The sequence below is a fragment of the Neisseria sp. P0001.S005 genome, assembly GCF_051963715.1.
This window is the reverse complement of record NZ_JBQCTZ010000030.1, coordinates 1-18,354: the sequence shown is the minus strand read 5'-3', so window position 1 is coordinate 18,354 and position 18,354 is coordinate 1. Positions and strand designations below refer to the sequence as shown.

Below are 18,354 nucleotides of genomic sequence, written 5' to 3'. Positions count from 1 at the left end.
TGGATAGAAACGAGATTTTCAGTTTCCGCTGGAGAGTTTCATCACTACGACGCCGGAGATGATGAGAAATGCGCCGAGCCAGCGGCCGATATTGGCGGCATCGTTGAAAAATACAACGCCCACTAAAAATGCCCCTGCCGCGCCTATGCCTGTCCAGACGGCGTAGGCTGTACCCATCGGAATACTTTTTTGGGCAAGGTAAAGGAGGTATCCGCTACCGGCGATGCAGGCAAAAGCGGCGGCAAAGCCATGCCAGCGGTAGCCTTCCTGTTGTGCCAGCTTTAAGCCCAATGGCCAGCCGATTTCCAGCATACCGGCTAAGATTAAATAAAACCAACTCATAATATATCCTGATAGTGTGTTAAGGTTTCAGACGGCCTTGGAAAGATTGTTTTCTTCCGAGAGTTCAACGCGTTGTCCGATATCTTTTAAATTGGAGTATTGTTCGACCAAGCGCGGTACATCGTCCAAGCTCATTGCAAACATCCATAAATAAGTGCTGACGGAATAGATATGGCCGGCACTGCCATAGCCTTTAAGTGTCATGTGTATAAAGGCGAAGCCGAACAATATGCTCATCGCTATGCCGATACTGAGATAGCCTAAGGCTTCGCGGTTGGAAATCAGCACGCGTAGTTTGGCAACCCAGCCGTAGTGGCGGTAGAGCTGATGTTCGTTGCCGTCGCGGATAAAGTGATTGTCGCGTTCAAGCCGGTTGTTTAAACGGAAATATAGGTTTTCGCTGATGGCGGCAAAACGCGGCAGCAACCATAAAAACAGGGCAAGTATCGCGACAGCCAATACGCCCACCCAAAATTCCAATATCAGCAACATCATACATGCACCGAAGATGGAGACCAGCGAAGTAGCAGCGATGGGCAGGTGTTCTTCAAAAAAACTGACAAACTCACGCGATAGGGCAACGCGTGCGGTAATGGCGGAATGCGGTACTTCTCGCTTGCGCTGTTCCAAAACGACCGGGACGGCGATTTCGGTATAGATTTGGGTAAATGTGCGCGTATCGGCTGCTCGGCGGGCGGCTCCGATTATCCACATTAATAAAACCACCACACCATACAACATTGCCTGCCAGACGTTGCCTTCCATAACGGCATTAATCGCCCAGCCGCCAAACACGGGATATACCAGCAAGAGTAGATTATCCAAGCCGACGAGAGAGAAGGTTGTGATGAGTTTGCGGCGGTGTGTTTGACCGATGTGTTTCAACATTTTCCACATGGTTGCCCTCCTTATTTAGTATTGAGGGTTTGCGCCATTAATTCGGCCAATGCGTCCAAATCGGCAAACAGTCGGACTGCACGTTTTTCACCGAAGGCGGTAAAAATTCGTTTGCTGAATTCCTGCATGTTTTGCACCAGTGGTGTGGCGTATTCCTTGCCTTGCTCGGTCAGCGACAATAAACGTTCGCGTTTGTCTTGTTCGCTTTCGTGAAATGTCAGCAAGCCTTGTTCCGCCAGCGTTTTGCATGTGCTGGAAACGGTTTGCTTGGGTAGGCTCCATTCTTCGCCTATGTATTTTTGAGTGCGGCTGCCTTCGGTGGCTAAGGTATATAGCACGGCGAAGGTATTGTAGTTGGTGTTTTGCTGTTTAATCCATTGGTCAAATGCGCTGTCTATGTGGCTGATGCGCATACCGAGTTGATCGAGCTGATTTATAAATTGGTCTCAATATTGACTAATTGGATGCGGATTATAGTCATGTTTAGGACTAATTGCAAATAGAAGGCCGTCTGAAACAATCATTTTCAGACGGCCTTGAAACCGTTAAAATAATTAATGTAGAAACGATATATTCAAACTACGATAAACCTAATAACATCTTCAACACATACGCCATGATTCATTTCTTATCTCAAAATATTTCATCCAAACAAGCCACTGCCATCGGGCTGCTTGCCGTTGCTTTGTGGAGCTTTGTCATTTCTCTGATACGCTCTTTGAGCCTGCATATGGGGGCAGTGGGCGGCGCGGCAATGATGTACACCCTGTCCACCGTATTGATTTGGCTGATTTTCGGCCGGCCGCATTTGCGCAATTACAACCGCAGCTATCTGTTTTGGGCGAGTGTGTTTTTTGTCGGCTGCGAACTGTGTTTGTCGCTCTCGGTCGGTTTTGCGCAAAACGCGAGACAGGCGGTGGAAATCGGCATGGTCAATTATTTGTGGCCGACGTTTACCATCGTCGGAGCGGTATATTTCAACAAACAGCCGTCAAAATGGTGGATAGTCATCGGCTTTGTGCTGTCGTTTTTAGGGATTGCCACTGTATTGGGCGGCGATGTCGGCTTGTCGATTTCCGGCATCTACCACAATGTCCGCACCAATCCCGGCGGCTACATCATGGCATTTGCGGATGCGGTGTTTTGGGCGGCATATTGTACGCTGACGGCGCGCGTGAAAGCAGAAGGCAGCAGCGTCGGCTTCTTCTTTGCACTGGTGTCGATACTATTGTGGATAGAGTATTTTCTCAGCGGCGCGGATACGTTGAGTTTTGATTCCGTATCGCTCGGCTATGCCGTTGCCGCTGCAGCTTGCATGGGTTTGGGCTATGCAGTGTGGAATATCGGTATTTCACGCGGCAACCTGACCGTATTGGCAGGCGCATCTTATTTCATTCCGGTATTGTCTGCGGTAGTGTCATCATTTTTGATTAGCGCGCCTTTGTCCATGACGTTTTGGCAGGGGGCGGGAATGGTGTGCTTAGGGTCGATTGTATGTTGGTTGGCGACCCGGAGAAAACAGATGGCGTGAGGCAATATCCCATAGCTTCGCGATATAACGAAAACAGCTTTTTTAACAACCAAACATTCTTTCCCATTTTCAGACGGCCTGTTTAAAGTAGCAGTCAGTTTGAGAAATCACGAGAAATGGGAAAGAATCATGACTGCAGCTTCCGCTCCGCTTTTACGCTTCATTACCGCCGGCAGTGTCGATGACGGCAAATCCACCCTCATCGGCCGCCTGCTCTACGACAGCAAAACCTTACTGACCGACCAGCTTGACAAGCTCAACCGCGCTGCTGAAAACGGCGAAACGCCCGACTTCGCCAGCCTGACAGACGGCCTTGCCGCCGAGCGCGAACAAGGCATTACCATTGACGTGGCCTACCGTTATTTCGCCACGCCCAAACGCAAATTCATCATTGCCGATACGCCGGGACATGAGCAATACACGCGTAATATGGTTACCGGCGCATCGACTGCCGATGCCGCCATTATTTTGGTTGATGCCACACGCGTCGATTTTTCAGGTAATGAACCTGTCCTCCTGCCCCAAACCAAACGCCACAGCGCAATTCTGAAACTCTTGGGCTGCCCCAACATCATCGTTGCCGTCAACAAACTCGACTTGCTCGACTTTGACGAAGCCAAATATCAAGCCATTACCGAAGCCTACCGCAAACTGGCGGAACAAATTGGCCTCCAAGCACAAATCCACTTCCTGCCCATCAGCGCCTTGAAAGGCGACAATATCGTCAATGCCAGCAGCCAAACCCCGTGGTATCAAGGTTTGCCGCTTTTGCCTTTGCTTGAAAGCTTGCCTGTCAACCGTCAAAATGCCGCCGACCAAGCCGCGCACTTTCCCGTGCAACGCGTGGCGCGCCAAGATGGCAGTAGCAGTGACGACTTCCGCGGTTATCAAGGCAGATTGGAAGCGGGCCGTCTGAAAGTGGGCGATGAAGTTAAAGTCCTGCCCAGCGGCCATGTTGCCAAAGTTGCCGAAATCTATAATGCCAACGGTAAAACCGAATCTGCCGAGGCAGGGGAGGTGTTGACTGTTGTTTTGGATACCGACATCGATATTTCACGCGGCAACAGCATTGTTTCAGCAGACAGCGCCATTGTTCCCGAACAACAATTTCAAGCCGCGCTTTGCTGGTTTGACGATATTCCGCTTAATCTGCGCCGCAAATATTTGCTGAAGCACACTACCCAAACCACGCCCGTAAAAATCAGCGAAATTGCCTACGTTTGGGACGTGAACACCCTCAGCCGCGTCGAATCCACCGAAACGCTTAAGCTCAACGATATCGGCAGCATCAGCTTCAAAACCCAACAGCCGCTCGCTGCTGCCGCATACGAAGACAACCATGCACAAGGCGCGTTTATTTTGATTGACGAAGCCACCAACCATACTGTCGCGGCAGGCATGATACGCAAAGTCAGCGAAACAAACAGTTTTGAAATTTAAAAGAAAAGTTGCAATAAAAAAAGGCCGTCTGAAGTTTCAGACGGCCTGTTATTTTACCCAAGGCAAAATGTTTATGCGCCGTAAACCGGATATTTATCGCACAAAGCAGTCACTTGTTCGCGGACTTTGGCGAGATTGGCTTCGTCTTCAGGGTTGGCCAATACGTCGGCAACCAAATTTGCCAATACGCGCGCGTCGGCTTCGTTAAAGCCGCGTGTGGTCATGGCGGCGGAGCCGATGCGGATGCCGGAGGTAACGAATGGTTTTTCCGGATCGTTCGGGATGGCGTTTTTGTTGACGGTGATGTGAGCTTTGCCCAAAGCGGCTTCGGCGGCTTTGCCGGTGATTTTCATCGGTTGCAGGTCAACGAGGAAAACGTGGCTTTCAGTACGGCCGGAAACGATGCGCAAACCGCGTTTAACCAACTCTTCCGCCATGGCGGCAGCATTGATTTTCACTTGTTTTGCGTATTGTTTGAACTCAGGCTGCAACGCTTCTTTAAATGCTACGGCTTTGGCAGCGATAACGTGCATCAACGGGCCGCCTTGCAGGCTTGGGAAGATGGAAGAGTTCAGCGCTTTTTCGTGGGTATTGTCACGGCACAAAATCACACCGCCGCGAGGACCGCGCAGGGTTTTGTGGGTGGTGGTGGTGACGAAGTCGCAGAATGGTACGGGGTTAGGATATTCGCCGCCGGCAATCAGGCCGGCATAGTGCGCCATGTCGACAAAGAGGTATGCGCCGACTTTATCGGCGATTTCGCGGAATTTTGCCCAGTCGATTTGCAACGCGTAGGCAGATGCACCGGCCACAATCATTTTAGGTTTATGTTCAAGAGCCAAGCGTTCTACTTCGGCATAATCGAGAACTTCGTTTTCATCCAAACCATAAGTAATGGCGTTGTAGAGTTTGCCGGAGATGTTGACGCTTGCGCCGTGGGTCAAGTGGCCGCCGTGTGCTAGAGACATGCCCAAAATGGTGTCGCCCGGTTTCAAAACAGAAGCGTATACAGCTTGGTTGGCTTGGGAGCCGGAGTGCGGTTGGACATTGACATATTCTGCGCCAAACAACTCTTTAGCGCGATCAATCGCCAATTGTTCGACAATATCAACGTATTCGCAGCCACCGTAGTAGCGTTTGCCCGGATAGCCTTCGGCGTATTTGTTGGTCAATTGCGAACCTTGGGCTTCCATGACGGCACAGCTGACGTAGTTTTCAGAGGCAATCAGCTCGACGTGGTCTTGCTGGCGTTGGTCTTCTTGGGCAATGGCTGCTGCCAAATCGGGGTCATATTGTGCGAGGGTAACGCTTTTTGAAAACATGTTCTCGATTCCTTTGTGATGGGCTGAAAATATAGGATGGAGTGCTGCGAATTGGTTCAAGATGAACTATTTTTCTTGCATTGTCAACAATTGTGTCGGGTGTTTGGTTTCAGACGGCCTGAGATTGAAGGGTTTATTTGAAAATATCATCTTGTTTTAGATGAAAATCCATTTTTTCCAGAAGCGCGGCTAAGTCGGCTTCGGCTTGGGCGGCTTTAAGATTTTTTGCCAGTTCTACTAAGGCTACTGCATTTAATCGTTCTTTCTCCAGCCGTAGAGCTTCTTCGCTAAAGATTTTGATATTGTCTGCCGATTCGGCGGCATTTATTTTTTCAAATGGATAAAATGATTCTTCGTGCACGGCCAAACCGTCGGGCAAGGGAGCAGCATGGTTGAAATCGGCATCATTGACCGGCATCCATGAAGGATGGTTCTCAAGCAGGATAAATTGTCCGTCCATGCCGTTGATATGACGGAATAGGGTGGTTCGGCCATTGTGTAAACGCATAAGCCCGATTGTATGCCCAAGTCGGCAAGCCGTCTATAAAGCCGTTTCTTTCTATTTTTGGCGCTAACTTATGTTGATATTATTAATTTTGATGTAAAACAGTTTCGCCTTAAAAAAGACTGGATAAAACGCCCGTGTTTGTTATAATGAAGCTAAAGATTGATTCGTCCTGGTTTTTGACAGCAGTACTTTTTTATTTAATTAACAAGAGAGGAAAACAAAATGTTTCCAGAATATCGCGATTTGATTTCTAAACTGAAACAAGAAGATGCACACTTTGCCCGTTTGTTTGACGAGCACAATGAGCTGGACGATAAAATCACCGGTTTGGTTAACAATCCTGTTACCAGCGGTGCCGAAGAGATTGAAGAGCTGAAAAAAGCCAAACTTAAACTCAAAGACGAATTGTATGCTCTTCTGCAAAAAGCAGCAGGCAAATAATTAAAATTTGAATAAGGCCGTCTGAACGGTATGATGGAAATCTCAGATTCCCTTTCATGCCGGTTCAGACGGCCTTTTTAATTATTAGGCATTTGGTTATTTTTATTGGCTTAATTTAACGAATAATTGTAAATCACTCTTAATTGCATTGAAAACTCTGTTAAGTTTATTTAAAATCTCGAATAATTTTTATTTTGATTTTTAACAAACAAAGTTAAAGAGAAACGATGCAATGAAAACATTCACACTCGCCATTTTGCCTTTGGCGTTAATTAGTGCATTCTCACACGCAGCTGAAGAGAAAGCAGTTGAGCAGGCTGAAGTCGATACCGTTTACGTTACTGCCGAGAAACAACTGCAACAGTCGCTGGGCGTATCGCGTATTTCTAAAGACGACATCGACAAGCGTCCTGCAGTCAACGATATTTCCGAATTTGTCCGCACCATGCCGGGCGTCAACCTGACCGGCAATACGGCAACAGGTCAGCGTGGCAACAAACGCCAAATCGACTTGCGCGGTATGGGTCCTGAAAACACTTTGATTTTGATTGACGGCAAGCCGGTTAATTCGCGCCAGTCCGAGCGTATCAGTATGCGCGGTGAACGCAATACGCGTGGCGACAGCAACTGGGTGCCGGTTGAAGAAATCGAATCCATCACCGTTTTGCGCGGCCCGGCGGCAACACGTTACGGGTCGGGTGCGATGGGCGGCGTGGTCAATATTGTTACCAAAAAAGTGTCTAAAGAATTTAAAGGCCAAGTCAATCTTTACGCCAATCAACCGCAAGACAGCAAAGAGGGCGCAACCCGCCGTATCGGCTTTAATTTGAGCGGTCCGATTATTCAAGATACTTTGGGCTTCCGCATTTACGGCAACCTGAATAAAACGGATGCAGATGCGGCCGATATCAATGCAGGACACGGCAACGACAGCGCGGCCGGTGTCGAAGGCGTACGCAATAAAGACATTGCCGGCCGTCTGCAATGGAAAATCAGCCCAGCGCAAACGCTGATTTTAGACAGCAGCTACAGCCGTCAGGGCAATATCTACAACGGCGATACGCAAAACAGCAATCCACGTTCTGCTTTGGTTAATTCTCTGGCCGACAGTAAAGCCGAAACTGCCCGCTTATACCGTTCTGCTTATTCTTTAACGCATGATGGCGCATGGGAATGGGGCGATACCAAAAACGTGATCAGTTATGAGCGTACAGTCAACAGCCACTTGCCTGAAGGTTTGGCCGGTGGTCCGGAAGGCAGCTATACAGGCTTGGATTTTGTTCAAAGCCGTCTGAAAAACCTGCGTTTCAGCAGCGAAGCGAATATTCCGTTTAAACTTGGTGTCGATAACGTGTTGACGGTTGGTGCAGAATTTACTGACAGCAAATTGGACGATCCTGCCTCCAATACTCAGGGATTTAAAGACCAAGGCAAAACCGATGCGTTTAACGGCATCTCCGCAACGCGCGGTAGTAAGGCATCTCAACGCAACTGGGCGGCATACGTTGAAGGCAATATTTCATTGACCGACAAAACCCATCTGATTCCGGCTATCCGTTTTGACCACAACAGCGACAGCGGTAGCAACTGGAGTCCGGCTTTGAACTTCTCGCATCAAATCGGCGAAAATTGGTTGGTCAAAGGCGGTGTTGCCCGTGCGTACAAAGCGCCAAATTTGTATCAAACCAATCCTGACTTTATCCTGTACACACGCGGTCAGGGTTGTCCGCTCAATGCGCCGAACAGTGTTCGCTGCTACTACATGGGCAACAGCAATTTGAAACCTGAAACCAGCATCAATAAAGAGATTGGTCTTGAGTTCAACAAAAACGGCTGGCAGGCTTCCGCGACTTATTTCCATAATGCGTACCGCAATAAAATCGTGATCGGCGACCAGCTTATTGCCACCAGCAATATCGGCAACTGGCTCCTGCAATGGGAAAATACGCCGAAAGCGACGATTTCGGGTATCGAAGGCAACTTGGTGATTCCGTTGCATGACACACTCAAGTGGAGCAACAATTTCACTTACATGCACAAATCCGAAGATTATCAAGGCAATCCATTGTCTTTGGTGCCGAAACACACCATCAACAGCACACTGTCTTGGACACCGAACGAACGCTTCGATGCCAACCTGACCTTTACCCACTACGGCCGCACCAAGCCGCGCGGCGTGGCAGTCAACCGTTTGGAGCAAAACGGCAATCCGCGTGCAGGCGTGGCAGCGTTGTCTTCTGAACATAACCAAACGCAAGTCGGCTCTTACGGCATTTGGGGCATCAATGCAGGCTACAACTGGAACAAACGTGTGGCCCTCCGTGGCGGTATCAGCAATCTGTTTGACAAAAAACTGTACCGCACAACTGCCGGAGCACAAACTTATAACGAGCATGGCCGTGCCTTCTACGGCAGTTTGAAAGTATCGTTTTAAGTAGAAGCGTATTAAATCAGGCCGTCTGAAACGGTGTGAAATGAAATCTAAGATTTCTGACACATGGTTTCAGACGGCCTTTTGATTTTTTAAATTTAGAAGTATTTGTTGTTACGGAATTTACTTCACTATTTTAAAAAAGTAAAAGGGCGACATTCGCCGCCCTGAGAATACAAACTGCTTATTCGACCCAAGTCACCATTTCTTCAATCGGTTTGCGTGATTTTTTAGTGATTTCTTTGGCGCGATAGCCGAATGTTGCCGCTACGGATACGCCCCATTCGTTGGCATCAAACAGGCCTTCTGCTGCCAATACTTCGTTCATTTTGTCGTAGTTGAAGCCTTCGATTGGGCAGGAATCGATGCCGATGGCCGCTGCACCTGTAAGCATATTGGCCAAAGCAATATAGGTCTGCTTGCCGCTCCAGTCAAAGAGTGCGCGTTGGTCGTCGGCAATTTTAATGTCGGTTTCTTGGAAGCTTTTGTATCTTGCCAACGCTTTTTCCAGCTGCTCTCCTTGCAGGCCTCTGCGTTCGGCAACACTGCGGAAGAACGGGGTATCGTAACGGGCATTTTTCTTGGCAAGGATAATCACCAGATGGCTGCAGTCGTCCAGTTGGGATTGCATCCCCCAGCTGAAAGGCTTGATTTTCTCACGCAGGGCTTTGTTTTGAATCACCAAGAATTTCCATGGCTCGGAGCCGACAGAGCTGGGCGAGAGGCGGGCAAATTCTAAAATCGCTGCAAAATCTTCTTGGCTGATTTTTTTGTTGGGATCGTAATAACGGGTGGAACAGCGATTTTCGAATACTTGCAGCATTTGTTCGCGTGTAATTTGATTCATCTGGTTTTCCTAATAAATGAAGATGTTATTCCAATATCCGGTTCCTTTTGAGGTATCATTACCGGCATAACCTTAATGAGGAAACAGGCTGGGGCAACACCATGTTAAATCAAACCTGACGGTCAGGCTATCTTTTAATTCTGAATTTCGCAAAAAAATTCGATAAATATCAATATTAATACGAAAAGGCCGTCTGAAACTTTAAACGTTTAAAGTTTCAGACGGCCTTTGATTTCAAATCCTGATTACAGATGAGGATTAATCAGGTTTTCAGGAGAGAGGATGCGGTTGAGCTCTTCTTCGCTCAACAAACCGCGCTCCAGTACGACTTCGCGCACGCCTTTGCCGGTTTGGGCGCAGATTTTGCCGACCAAGTCGCCGTTGTGGTGGCCGATGTACGGATTCAAATAAGTAACCAAACCGATGGAGTTGAAAACGTAGCGTTCGCAGATTTCGCGGTTGACCGTAATGCCTTTGACGCATTTGTCGGCTAGGTTGACCGCGGCGTTGCCCAAGAGGGAAATGGTTTCAAACATACATTGGGCGATGACCGGCTCCATAACGTTCAGCTGCAACTGACCTGCTTCGGCTGCGAAAGTGATGGTGGTGTCGTTGCCGATGACTTTGAAGCAGACTTGGTTGACGACTTCGGGAATCACGGGATTGACTTTGGCTGGCATGATGGAAGAACCGGCCTGCAATTCAGGCAGGTTGATTTCTTTCAAACCGGCACGTGGACCGGAAGAGAGCAGGCGCAAGTCGTTACAGATTTTGGACAGTTTGACGGCTGTGCGTTTCAATGCGCCGTGTACCATTACATATGCGCCGCAGTCGGAGGTCGCTTCGATCAGGTTTTCAGTCAGTTTGCAAGGCAGACCGCTGACTTCGGAGAGTTTCTCAACAACCAAAGCTGCATAGCCTTTAGGCGTATTCACGCCTGTACCGATGGCGGTGGCGCCGAGGTTGACTTCAAGCAGCAGGGAGCGGGTGCGGTCTAGGTTGAGGATTTCTTCTTCCAACAACACTTGGAAAGACTGGAATTCTTGGCCGGCAGTCATCGGCACAGCATCTTGAAGCTGGGTGCGGCCCATTTTCAAAACATCTTTAAACTCTTCGGCTTTGGCGGCAAAGGCGTTTTTCAGGATGGCCAGTTTGTCGAGCAATTCGCCGATGCTGTAATACACGGCAAGGCGGAAGCCGGTAGGGTAGGCATCGTTGGTGGATTGGCTGGCGTTGACATGGTCCATCGGATTGACGATGTCGTAGTGGCCTTTTTCGTGACCCAAGACTTCCAATGCGAGGTTGGCAATGACTTCGTTGGTATTCATGTTGACCGAAGTACCGGCGCCGCCTTGATAAACGTCGGACGGGAATTGGTCGAGGCAGCGGCCTTTGACCAATACTTCATCGCAGGCTTTTTCGATGGCGGCCGCGATTTCCGGCTTGATGGCACCCAATGCGCCGTTGGCTTGCGCAGTGGCTTTTTTAACCATGACCATGCTGCGGACAAATTGCGGTACGTCGGAAATTTTTTGTGTGGAAATTTTAAAGTTTTCAATGGCGCGCAAAGTATGGATGCCCCAATATACTTCAGCAGGGATCTCGCGGTCGCCCAGTAAATCGTGTTCGATTCGTACAGTCATTTCTCTTACCTTCTCGTATAGTTGTGTTGGTGTGCATTATGCGTTTGGAACATTAGCCCAGTTCGGCAAGATTGTCCAGTTAATAAGGCTTAATCGTCAGGGTGAAAGCGCGCCGCTTCGCGCTCTTTTGCGGCTGTCTCTTTATCTTTCAATTTCGCACCCAAACCCAACATTTTTTCATATTCGGATTGCGGCGTGCCGTCGTCCTGCATACCGAACGCGCTGGCGTTGACCCAGAGGGCGAGCAGGGAAACGATAATGGCGAAAAAGCTGACGATATACCAAAACATTTTTTTCTTCCTTGTGTGTCTGCGGGGGCAGATTGTTGTGGTTTGTAAAGATGTGAATGTAGCACAAACGCGGTTGTGTTTAAATTCTTCTCCCGCATCCTTTCATTGATTTACCTGTAAGTGTTTAGAAAGGAAAAGGCCGTCTGAAAAGTAAGACTTTTCAGACGGCCTCGGAGGCTTTATCGGGAAGATTTAGCCGCCGCATGCGCCGCAGCAACCGCCTTCGCCATGACCGCCGCGTTTTTCTTCGTTGTTGATAACGGGCAGCTCGGTTTCTTCGGTTTGCTCTTTTTTATCTTCAGGCAAATCGTTTACTTTGATTTTGTTTTCTTCGGCCATGATACATCCTTTCAATGGATTGAGGAGTGGAAAGATTCATAAAGATAGCATCTTTAAGCCGATAAACCAAGCAGTACAAAACTGTCTTGTGATAATGCCATGACTTGGAACAATAAATTTACTTGTAAAAGCGTTCAGGCCGTCTGAAAAAATCCAAAGAGGAGTGTTGGCTTTTATGGTTTGAAATGGCCGCAGAAAGATTTAAGGATGCTTGATTTGAAGGGATAAACTGACATGGATTTCAAAAAACAATACAATGTTATCATTTGGAAACCGCCAATTTATCGGAGCATATATGTATTCACACCACAGCGAACGTCATTTCAGCGACCGCAACAACTGGCTTCGGGCAAGCGTATTGGGTGCCAATGACGGCCTGATTTCCACTGCCTCGCTGTTGACGGGCGTAGCCGCTGCCGCGCCAGATTTCCCAACCCTGCTGTTGACCGGCGTTTCGGCGCTTATCGGGGGCGCGGTGTCAATGGCGGCGGGGGAGTACGTTTCCGTGTCCAGCCAATCGGATACGGAAAAAGCCGATTTACACAAAGAATGCTACGAATTGGCAAATAATCCTGATGCGGAGTTGGAAGAGCTGACGGAAATTTACCGCCGCCGCGGTTTGTCCGACCCGCTCGCCGCAGAGGTGGCCAAAGCCTTGATGGAGCACGATGCACTCGCCGCCCACGCACGTGACGAAATCGGCATTACCGAAACCTCTGCCGCCCAACCCATACAGGCCGCGCTGGCTTCTGCCGCTTCATTTTGTGCCGGCGCAATTTTGCCTTTACTGGTCGCATTGACAGCTTCTACCGCCATTGTTCCGGCCTTGGCAGTTTCCACTTTGTGCGGACTGGCAGGACTGGGCTATGCCTCCGCCAAACTCGGAGGGGCACCTGTCGTTCCTGCCGTTTTGCGCGTGTGCCTATGGGGCGTTGCGGCATTGGTGATAACCGGATTTATTGGAAAACTGGCGGGTGTGGCCGTCTGAATGTAAGGCCTTATATTCTTTTAAACCTGTATCCAGTAAAATTGAAAATCTATTTAATCGCTAAAGGCCGTCTGAAAATTTTTCAGACGGCCTATGGTGCTTGTATTTATTTATTACAAACTATTTTATCATGACCTATCCGATTCCCAAACCCCGTGAAAAATCCCGTTGGCTCAATCTGTCTCAAGGCTCGCTGCCTTTGGCTTTGGCGCGTTATCTGCCGCATAAGCAGCTCAAGGTTGTCTTGACCCAAGATGCGGAACAGGCGCTACGCCTTCAGACGGCCTGGCTGTTTTTCCGTCCACACGATACGGCCGTGTTCCTACCTGACTGGGAAACGCTGCCTTACGAGCGTTTTTCACCGCATCAGGATTTGGTGTCGGAGCGCTTGTCGGCATTGTGGCAGATTAAAAGCGGCACGGCGGACGTGTTGTTCGTACCGGTTGCTACGGCGATGCAGAAGCTGCTACCTGTGCCGTTTCTGGCAGGGCGCACGTTTTGGCTGAAAACGGGGCAGACTTTGGATATAGGTCGTCTGAAAACCGATTTGGTAGATGCGGGTTATAACCATGTTTCCCACGTTGTTGCGGCGGGCGAGTTTGCCGTGCGCGGCGGCATTGTTGATTTGTTCCCGATGGGCAGCGAAATGCCCTACCGCATCGATTTGTTTGACGATGAAATCGACAGCATTAAAACCTTCGATACCGAAACGCAACGTACCATTTCTCCCGTTTCCGAAATCCGCCTGCTGCCGGCACACGAGTTCCCCACCGACAGCGAGGCGCAAAAGATTTTCCGCAGCCGCTTCCGCGAGGAAGTTGATGGCAATCCGAACGATGCGGCTGTGTACAAAGCCGTCAGCAACGGCCACTTCGGCGTGGGCGTGGAATATTACCTGCCGCTGTTTTTTGAAAATGAGCTGGAAACGCTGTTTGACTATATCGGCGAAGATGCGCTGTTTGTCTCTCTGGGCGACGTTCATGCCGAGGCAAACCGTTTTTGGAGCGACGTTAAATCGCGTTACGCCATGGCGCAGGGCGACGAGACCTATCCGCCTTTGCTCCCACAGCATTTGTATCTTTCTGCTGATGTCTTTGCAGGCCGTCTGAAAAATTATGGTCAGGTATTGCCGGATATTTTTGGTGATGAACATACGTTGCCAAACTTGGCCGTCAACCGCCAAGCAGATGAACCGTTGCAGGCGTTGAAGGATTTTCAGACGGCCTTTGATGGACGGATTCTGCTGTGCGCCGAAAGTTTGGGACGGCGCGAAACCATGCTCGGTTTCTTGCAGCAAAACGGTTTGAAAGCCAAAAGCGTGTCTGATTGGCAAGGCTTCTTGTCGGCACATGAGCCGCTGATGATTACAGTGGCGCCGTTGGCTTACGGGTTTAAATTAGAAGATCAAAACATTGCGGTCATTACCGAATCCGATCTTTATCAATATGTTGCCCGCTCGCGCAAACATCATCGTAAGAAACACGCCGCCATTTCAGACGGCCTGTTGCGCGACCTTGCCGAAATCAACATCGGCGACCCCATCGTACACGAAGAACACGGTATCGGCCGATATATGGGCTTGGTCACAATGGACTTGGGAGATGAAACCAACGAAATGATGTTGCTCGAATACGCGGGCGAAGCGCAGCTTTATGTGCCTGTTTCGCAACTGCATTTAATCAGCCGCTACTCCGGCCAGGCGCATGAAAACGTAGCTTTGCACAAGCTCGGTAGCGGCGCGTGGAACAAGGCAAAACGCAAAGCCGCCGAAAAGGCGCGCGACACCGCTGCCGAGTTGCTCAATCTCTACGCCCAACGCGCCGCCCAATCGGGACACAAGTTTGAAATCAACGAGATGGACTATCAGGCATTTGCCGACGGTTTCGGCTATGAAGAAACCGAAGACCAGGCTGCCGCCATTGCCGCTGTGATTAAGGATTTGACACAGGCGAAGCCGATGGACCGCCTCGTATGCGGCGATGTTGGCTTCGGCAAAACCGAAGTCGCCCTGCGCGCCGCGTTTGTAGCGGTGATGGGCGGCAAACAGGTCGCCGTACTCGCCCCGACCACGCTTCTGGTCGAGCAGCACGCGCAAAACTTCGCCGACCGCTTCGCCGATTTCCCTGTGAAAGTCGCCAGCCTTTCGCGTTTCAACAACAGCAAAGCCACCAAAGCCGCGCTGGAAGGCATGGCGGATGGCACGGTCGATATTGTTATCGGCACGCACAAACTGGTGCAGGACGACATAAAATTCAAAAACTTAGGACTGGTCATCATCGATGAAGAACACCGCTTCGGCGTGCGTCAGAAAGAGCAACTCAAACGCCTGCGAGCCAATGTCGATATCCTCACCATGACCGCCACGCCGATTCCGCGCACCCTCAGCATGGCGCTCGAAGGCTTGCGCGACTTCTCGTTGATTACCACCGCGCCCAGCCGCCGCCTCGCCGTCAAAACCTTTGTCAAACCCTTCAGCGAAGGCAGCGTGCGTGAAGCCGTATTGCGCGAACTCAAACGCGGTGGACAAGTGTTTTTCCTGCACAATGAAGTGGATACGATTGAAAATATGCGTGAGCGGCTGGAAACCCTGTTGCCCGAAGCCCGCATCGGCGTGGCGCATGGACAACTGCGCGAGCGCGAGCTGGAGCAAGTCATGCGCGACTTTTTACAGCAACGATTTAACGTGTTGCTCTGTTCCACCATCATCGAAACCGGCATCGACATCCCCAACGCCAACACCATCATCATCAACCGCGCCGACAAATTCGGACTGGCACAACTGCACCAACTTCGCGGGCGCGTCGGCCGCAGCCACCACCAAGCCTACGCCTACCTGCTCACGCCCGAATACATCACCAAAGACGCAGAAAAACGCCTCGACGCCATCGCCGCGGCAGACGAACTCGGCGCAGGTTTCACCCTCGCCATGCAGGATTTGGAAATCCGCGGCGCAGGCGAAATCCTTGGCGAAGGACAATCCGGCGAAATGATACAGGTCGGCTTCACGCTCTACACCGAAATGCTCAAACAAGCCGTGCGCGACCTCAAAAAAGGCCGCCAGCCCGACCTTGACGCTCCATTGGGCATTACCACCGAAATCAAACTGCACAGCCCGGCATTACTGCCTGAAGACTACTGCCCCGACATCCACGAGCGCCTCGTCCTCTACAAACGCCTCGCCGTCTGCGAAACCGTGCAACAAATCAACGCCATACATGAAGAACTGGTCGACCGCTTCGGCTTGCCCGAACAACCCGTCAAAACCCTCATCGAAAGCCACCACATACGGCTTATGGCAAAAGAATTGGGTATAGACGCCATTGATGCGACCAGCGAAGCGGTAACGGTAACCTTTGGCAAAAACAACAATGTCGATCCAACCGAAATTATCCTGCTGATTCAGAACGACAAAAAATACCGCCTTGCCGGCGCGGATAAGCTGCGATTTACCGCGGAGATGGAAAATATCGAAGTGCGGATTAATACAGTGAAGAACGTATTGAAGACTTTGAAAGAAAGGGTGATGGTGAAATAGAGAGGTTAAAAAAAGGCCGTCTGAAAAATTTTCAGACGGCCTTTCCTTATCCAAAATTTGTAGGTCGGATACTTGTATCCGACAAAATCTCCCGTATTAAGCTGTCGGATTCTAGAATCCGACCTACATCTGCTTGGAAAAACTTTTCATGTAGTAGGCAAAAGATTTATGATGCCGATTGGAACAGCAAGCAACAAATGAAATACCGTTGTGGGCATTTCTGACGTAGTTTGGAACAAAATCTAACATTCATTTTTTTACAGGTCTGTGAAATTTCTAATAATCCAGCGTATGTTTATTTTCAAAGGAAATATTATGCCCGAACTCAAAATTTTTAAAGATGAGCCTAATGATGCCGAATATTTGAAATGGAGAGAGAACAACCCTGATGGTTATATATTAAATATAAACAAAGAAGGCAAACCCATTTCTAAATATCCTATGATACATCGTGTACAAGGAATAAAGAGGAAACCATGTATCAGCAATGAGAATGGTAACTACACTACTGAATCAAACCCTTATTATAAAGTTTGTTCTAATTCCATTCCTGCATTAGAGGCTTATTCTCGGCAGAAATATAATAAACATTTAACCGGATGCGGACATTGTATGGAAGATTACGTCCCCAGCGAATACATTGAAATACCCACTTTTCAGGTAGCCTATCAACAATCTTTGGAAAATGATTTAGATGAACTTAACCAACGCTTAGAAAACGCCACAACCGAAGAAGCCAAAACCGAAATCCAGCGCCTGATTAACGCCCGCATAGGTCAAGGCGAATTCAGAAACGGCGTATTGGAACGGTATCCGCAATGCCCCATCTGCGGCGTGGATATGCCTGAATTGCTGATTGCCAGCCATATCAAACCTTGGCGCGACTGCAAGGATGATGAAGAATGGCAACGGCTTGACCCATACAACGGCTTGATGCTCGCCCCAAACATTGATGCCTTGTTTGATAGTGGGCTGATTACGTTTGAGCCAGATGGCAAAATCCGTATTAGCAAAAGGCTTTCTGAAAAAAACCTGTTCCGACTAGGCATCTCAACTGATACAAAATTAAAAATTCACCCTGATAGCGAAAAATACTTTAAGTGGCATCGAGAAGAAATATTTAAGCCCTAACAAGCCGTAGCCCGCATTAAACCTGCAGGTAGGGTGTATACGGTACGCACGCGGGCTTTGAGTGTAAAAAAAGGTCGTCTGAAACATTTTTCCAGTTTTCAGACGACCTTTTGCCAAATATTATCGGCAGTGGCTCAATGCCAACCTTAAACCTGCTCCGATTTCTTCAGGGCTGTTATCCAATGATAAAATTACATCGTCTGCATCAATGGCATCCCACGCTTCCAGCTTGACATGGCGACTCGGGCTGATTTTCAGGCAGCCGTTGTGCAGCCAAATATCTCCGCTCATCATGTTTTTAAATAGTGCACGTCAAACCTACATACAGGGGAGTGTGCGGCACGCATGCATGCTTTAAGTGTGAATACAGAAGCAGTATAAAAAGGTCGTCTGAAAATAGCAAAACTGTCAGATTCAATAATCCACTCTACGGCTAATAAATTGATCAGGAAATGATGATGAAAATTAAGGCAGCATGCTGGGAGTAATAGGCTTGATATTATCCGGCTGCTTTTTCACTGATGAAATTAAGTTGGAAGATATTCGGAATTTTAAAATTACTGTCAATGAAGCTAAGGATAATAGACAGGTTCATTTGACAGGCTTATTAGGCAATAGTGCAATGGGTATTTCAGATATCAAAACAACTAGCCGCAACGATGAGCTGAA

At 49.0% G+C, this 18,354-nt stretch carries 16 protein-coding genes and 2 pseudogenes; 8 read left to right on the top strand and 10 right to left on the bottom strand.

The genetic code is table 11. The annotated features are described in order from the left end of the window. Window positions 1-18: 18 nt before the first annotated feature. Genes ACTHSP_RS06270 through ACTHSP_RS06260 form a run of 3 tightly spaced genes read right to left on the bottom strand, consistent with a single transcriptional unit; the run spans window position 19 to window position 1,676 of the window. Window positions 19-342: a DMT family transporter gene (locus tag ACTHSP_RS06270; protein WP_070646415.1), complete on the bottom strand. Its 324-nt coding sequence runs from the start codon at window positions 340-342 to the stop codon at window positions 19-21. Between the two features lie 27 nt (window positions 343-369). Further along, the gene (locus tag ACTHSP_RS06265; RefSeq protein ID WP_285071087.1) at window positions 370-1,239 is read right to left on the bottom strand and encodes an ABC transporter six-transmembrane domain-containing protein; all 870 of its coding nucleotides are present in this window, start codon (window positions 1,237-1,239) and stop codon (window positions 370-372) included. 11 nt (window positions 1,240-1,250) lie between these two features. Then, window positions 1,251-1,676, bottom strand: coding sequence for a MarR family winged helix-turn-helix transcriptional regulator (locus ACTHSP_RS06260; RefSeq protein WP_070646411.1), 426 nt, complete (start codon window positions 1,674-1,676; stop codon window positions 1,251-1,253). Window positions 1,677-1,855: 179 nt separating this feature from the next. Between ACTHSP_RS06260 and yddG the strand changes: the two genes are divergently transcribed. Further along, a complete protein-coding gene (yddG, locus tag ACTHSP_RS06255; protein WP_070646442.1) occupies window positions 1,856-2,770 on the top strand; it encodes an aromatic amino acid DMT transporter YddG in 915 nt (304 codons plus the stop codon). Between the two features lie 129 nt (window positions 2,771-2,899). Beyond that, the gene (locus ACTHSP_RS06250; protein WP_314512837.1) at window positions 2,900-4,210 is read left to right on the top strand and encodes a sulfate adenylyltransferase subunit 1; all 1,311 of its coding nucleotides are present in this window, start codon (window positions 2,900-2,902) and stop codon (window positions 4,208-4,210) included. Window positions 4,211-4,281: 71 nt separating this feature from the next. On the opposite strand, the gene glyA is transcribed toward ACTHSP_RS06250, so the two are convergent. After that, window positions 4,282-5,532, bottom strand: coding sequence for a serine hydroxymethyltransferase (gene glyA, locus ACTHSP_RS06245; protein WP_314512834.1), 1,251 nt, complete (start codon window positions 5,530-5,532; stop codon window positions 4,282-4,284). Between the two features lie 133 nt (window positions 5,533-5,665). Further along, entirely contained in the window at window positions 5,666-6,040 is a 375-nt protein-coding gene (locus ACTHSP_RS06240) for a hypothetical protein (protein ID WP_003746286.1), read from the bottom strand. Between the two features lie 222 nt (window positions 6,041-6,262). Between ACTHSP_RS06240 and ACTHSP_RS06235 the strand changes: the two genes are divergently transcribed. Both ACTHSP_RS06235 and ACTHSP_RS06230 read left to right on the top strand, forming a co-directional pair. Beyond that, window positions 6,263-6,481, top strand: coding sequence for a YdcH family protein (locus ACTHSP_RS06235; RefSeq protein WP_003685475.1), 219 nt, complete (start codon window positions 6,263-6,265; stop codon window positions 6,479-6,481). 232 nt (window positions 6,482-6,713) lie between these two features. After that, window positions 6,714-8,915 (top strand): FepA family TonB-dependent siderophore receptor, encoded by a 2,202-nt coding sequence (locus ACTHSP_RS06230; protein ID WP_070608744.1) that lies wholly within the window; start codon window positions 6,714-6,716, stop codon window positions 8,913-8,915. A 181-nt stretch (window positions 8,916-9,096) separates the two neighbouring features. Here the strand turns inward: ACTHSP_RS06230 and ACTHSP_RS06225 are convergent, their stop codons facing one another. From ACTHSP_RS06225 to ACTHSP_RS06210, 4 genes are all read right to left on the bottom strand, one after another. Next, a complete protein-coding gene (locus ACTHSP_RS06225; protein ID WP_070646137.1) occupies window positions 9,097-9,759 on the bottom strand; it encodes an NAD(P)H-dependent oxidoreductase in 663 nt (220 codons plus the stop codon). 245 nt (window positions 9,760-10,004) lie between these two features. Continuing rightward, the gene (gene aspA, locus ACTHSP_RS06220; RefSeq protein ID WP_070608748.1) at window positions 10,005-11,402 is read right to left on the bottom strand and encodes an aspartate ammonia-lyase; all 1,398 of its coding nucleotides are present in this window, start codon (window positions 11,400-11,402) and stop codon (window positions 10,005-10,007) included. An 89-nt stretch (window positions 11,403-11,491) separates the two neighbouring features. Next, window positions 11,492-11,692: a hypothetical protein gene (locus tag ACTHSP_RS06215; RefSeq protein ID WP_063068698.1), complete on the bottom strand. Its 201-nt coding sequence runs from the start codon at window positions 11,690-11,692 to the stop codon at window positions 11,492-11,494. A 192-nt stretch (window positions 11,693-11,884) separates the two neighbouring features. Then, entirely contained in the window at window positions 11,885-12,031 is a 147-nt protein-coding gene (locus tag ACTHSP_RS06210) for a hypothetical protein (RefSeq protein ID WP_049336812.1), read from the bottom strand. A 295-nt stretch (window positions 12,032-12,326) separates the two neighbouring features. Between ACTHSP_RS06210 and ACTHSP_RS06205 the strand changes: the two genes are divergently transcribed. The 3 genes from ACTHSP_RS06205 (at window position 12,327) to ACTHSP_RS06195 (ending at window position 17,685) form a co-directional block, all read left to right on the top strand. After that, on the top strand, window positions 12,327-13,019 hold the full coding sequence (locus ACTHSP_RS06205; RefSeq protein ID WP_070608751.1) for a VIT1/CCC1 transporter family protein: 693 nt from the start codon (window positions 12,327-12,329) through the stop codon (window positions 13,017-13,019). A gap of 130 nt (window positions 13,020-13,149) precedes the next feature. Continuing rightward, window positions 13,150-16,554, top strand: a complete 3,405-nt coding sequence (mfd, locus tag ACTHSP_RS06200; RefSeq protein WP_440345818.1) for a transcription-repair coupling factor — start codon at window positions 13,150-13,152, stop codon at window positions 16,552-16,554. A 315-nt stretch (window positions 16,555-16,869) separates the two neighbouring features. Further along, window positions 16,870-17,685 carry an HNH endonuclease gene (locus ACTHSP_RS06195; RefSeq protein ID WP_440345817.1) on the top strand — a complete coding sequence of 272 codons (816 nt, stop codon included), beginning with the start codon at window positions 16,870-16,872 and terminating at the stop codon, window positions 17,683-17,685. 120 nt (window positions 17,686-17,805) lie between these two features. On the opposite strand, the pseudogene ACTHSP_RS06190 reads toward ACTHSP_RS06195, so the two are convergent. Continuing rightward, a pseudogene (locus tag ACTHSP_RS06190) lies at window positions 17,806-17,997 on the bottom strand (contact-dependent growth inhibition system immunity protein); the annotation flags it as partial. Window positions 17,998-18,160: 163 nt separating this feature from the next. On the opposite strand from ACTHSP_RS06190, the pseudogene ACTHSP_RS06185 reads away from it, so the two are divergent. After that, window positions 18,161-18,354, top strand: a pseudogene (locus ACTHSP_RS06185) (hypothetical protein); the annotation flags it as partial.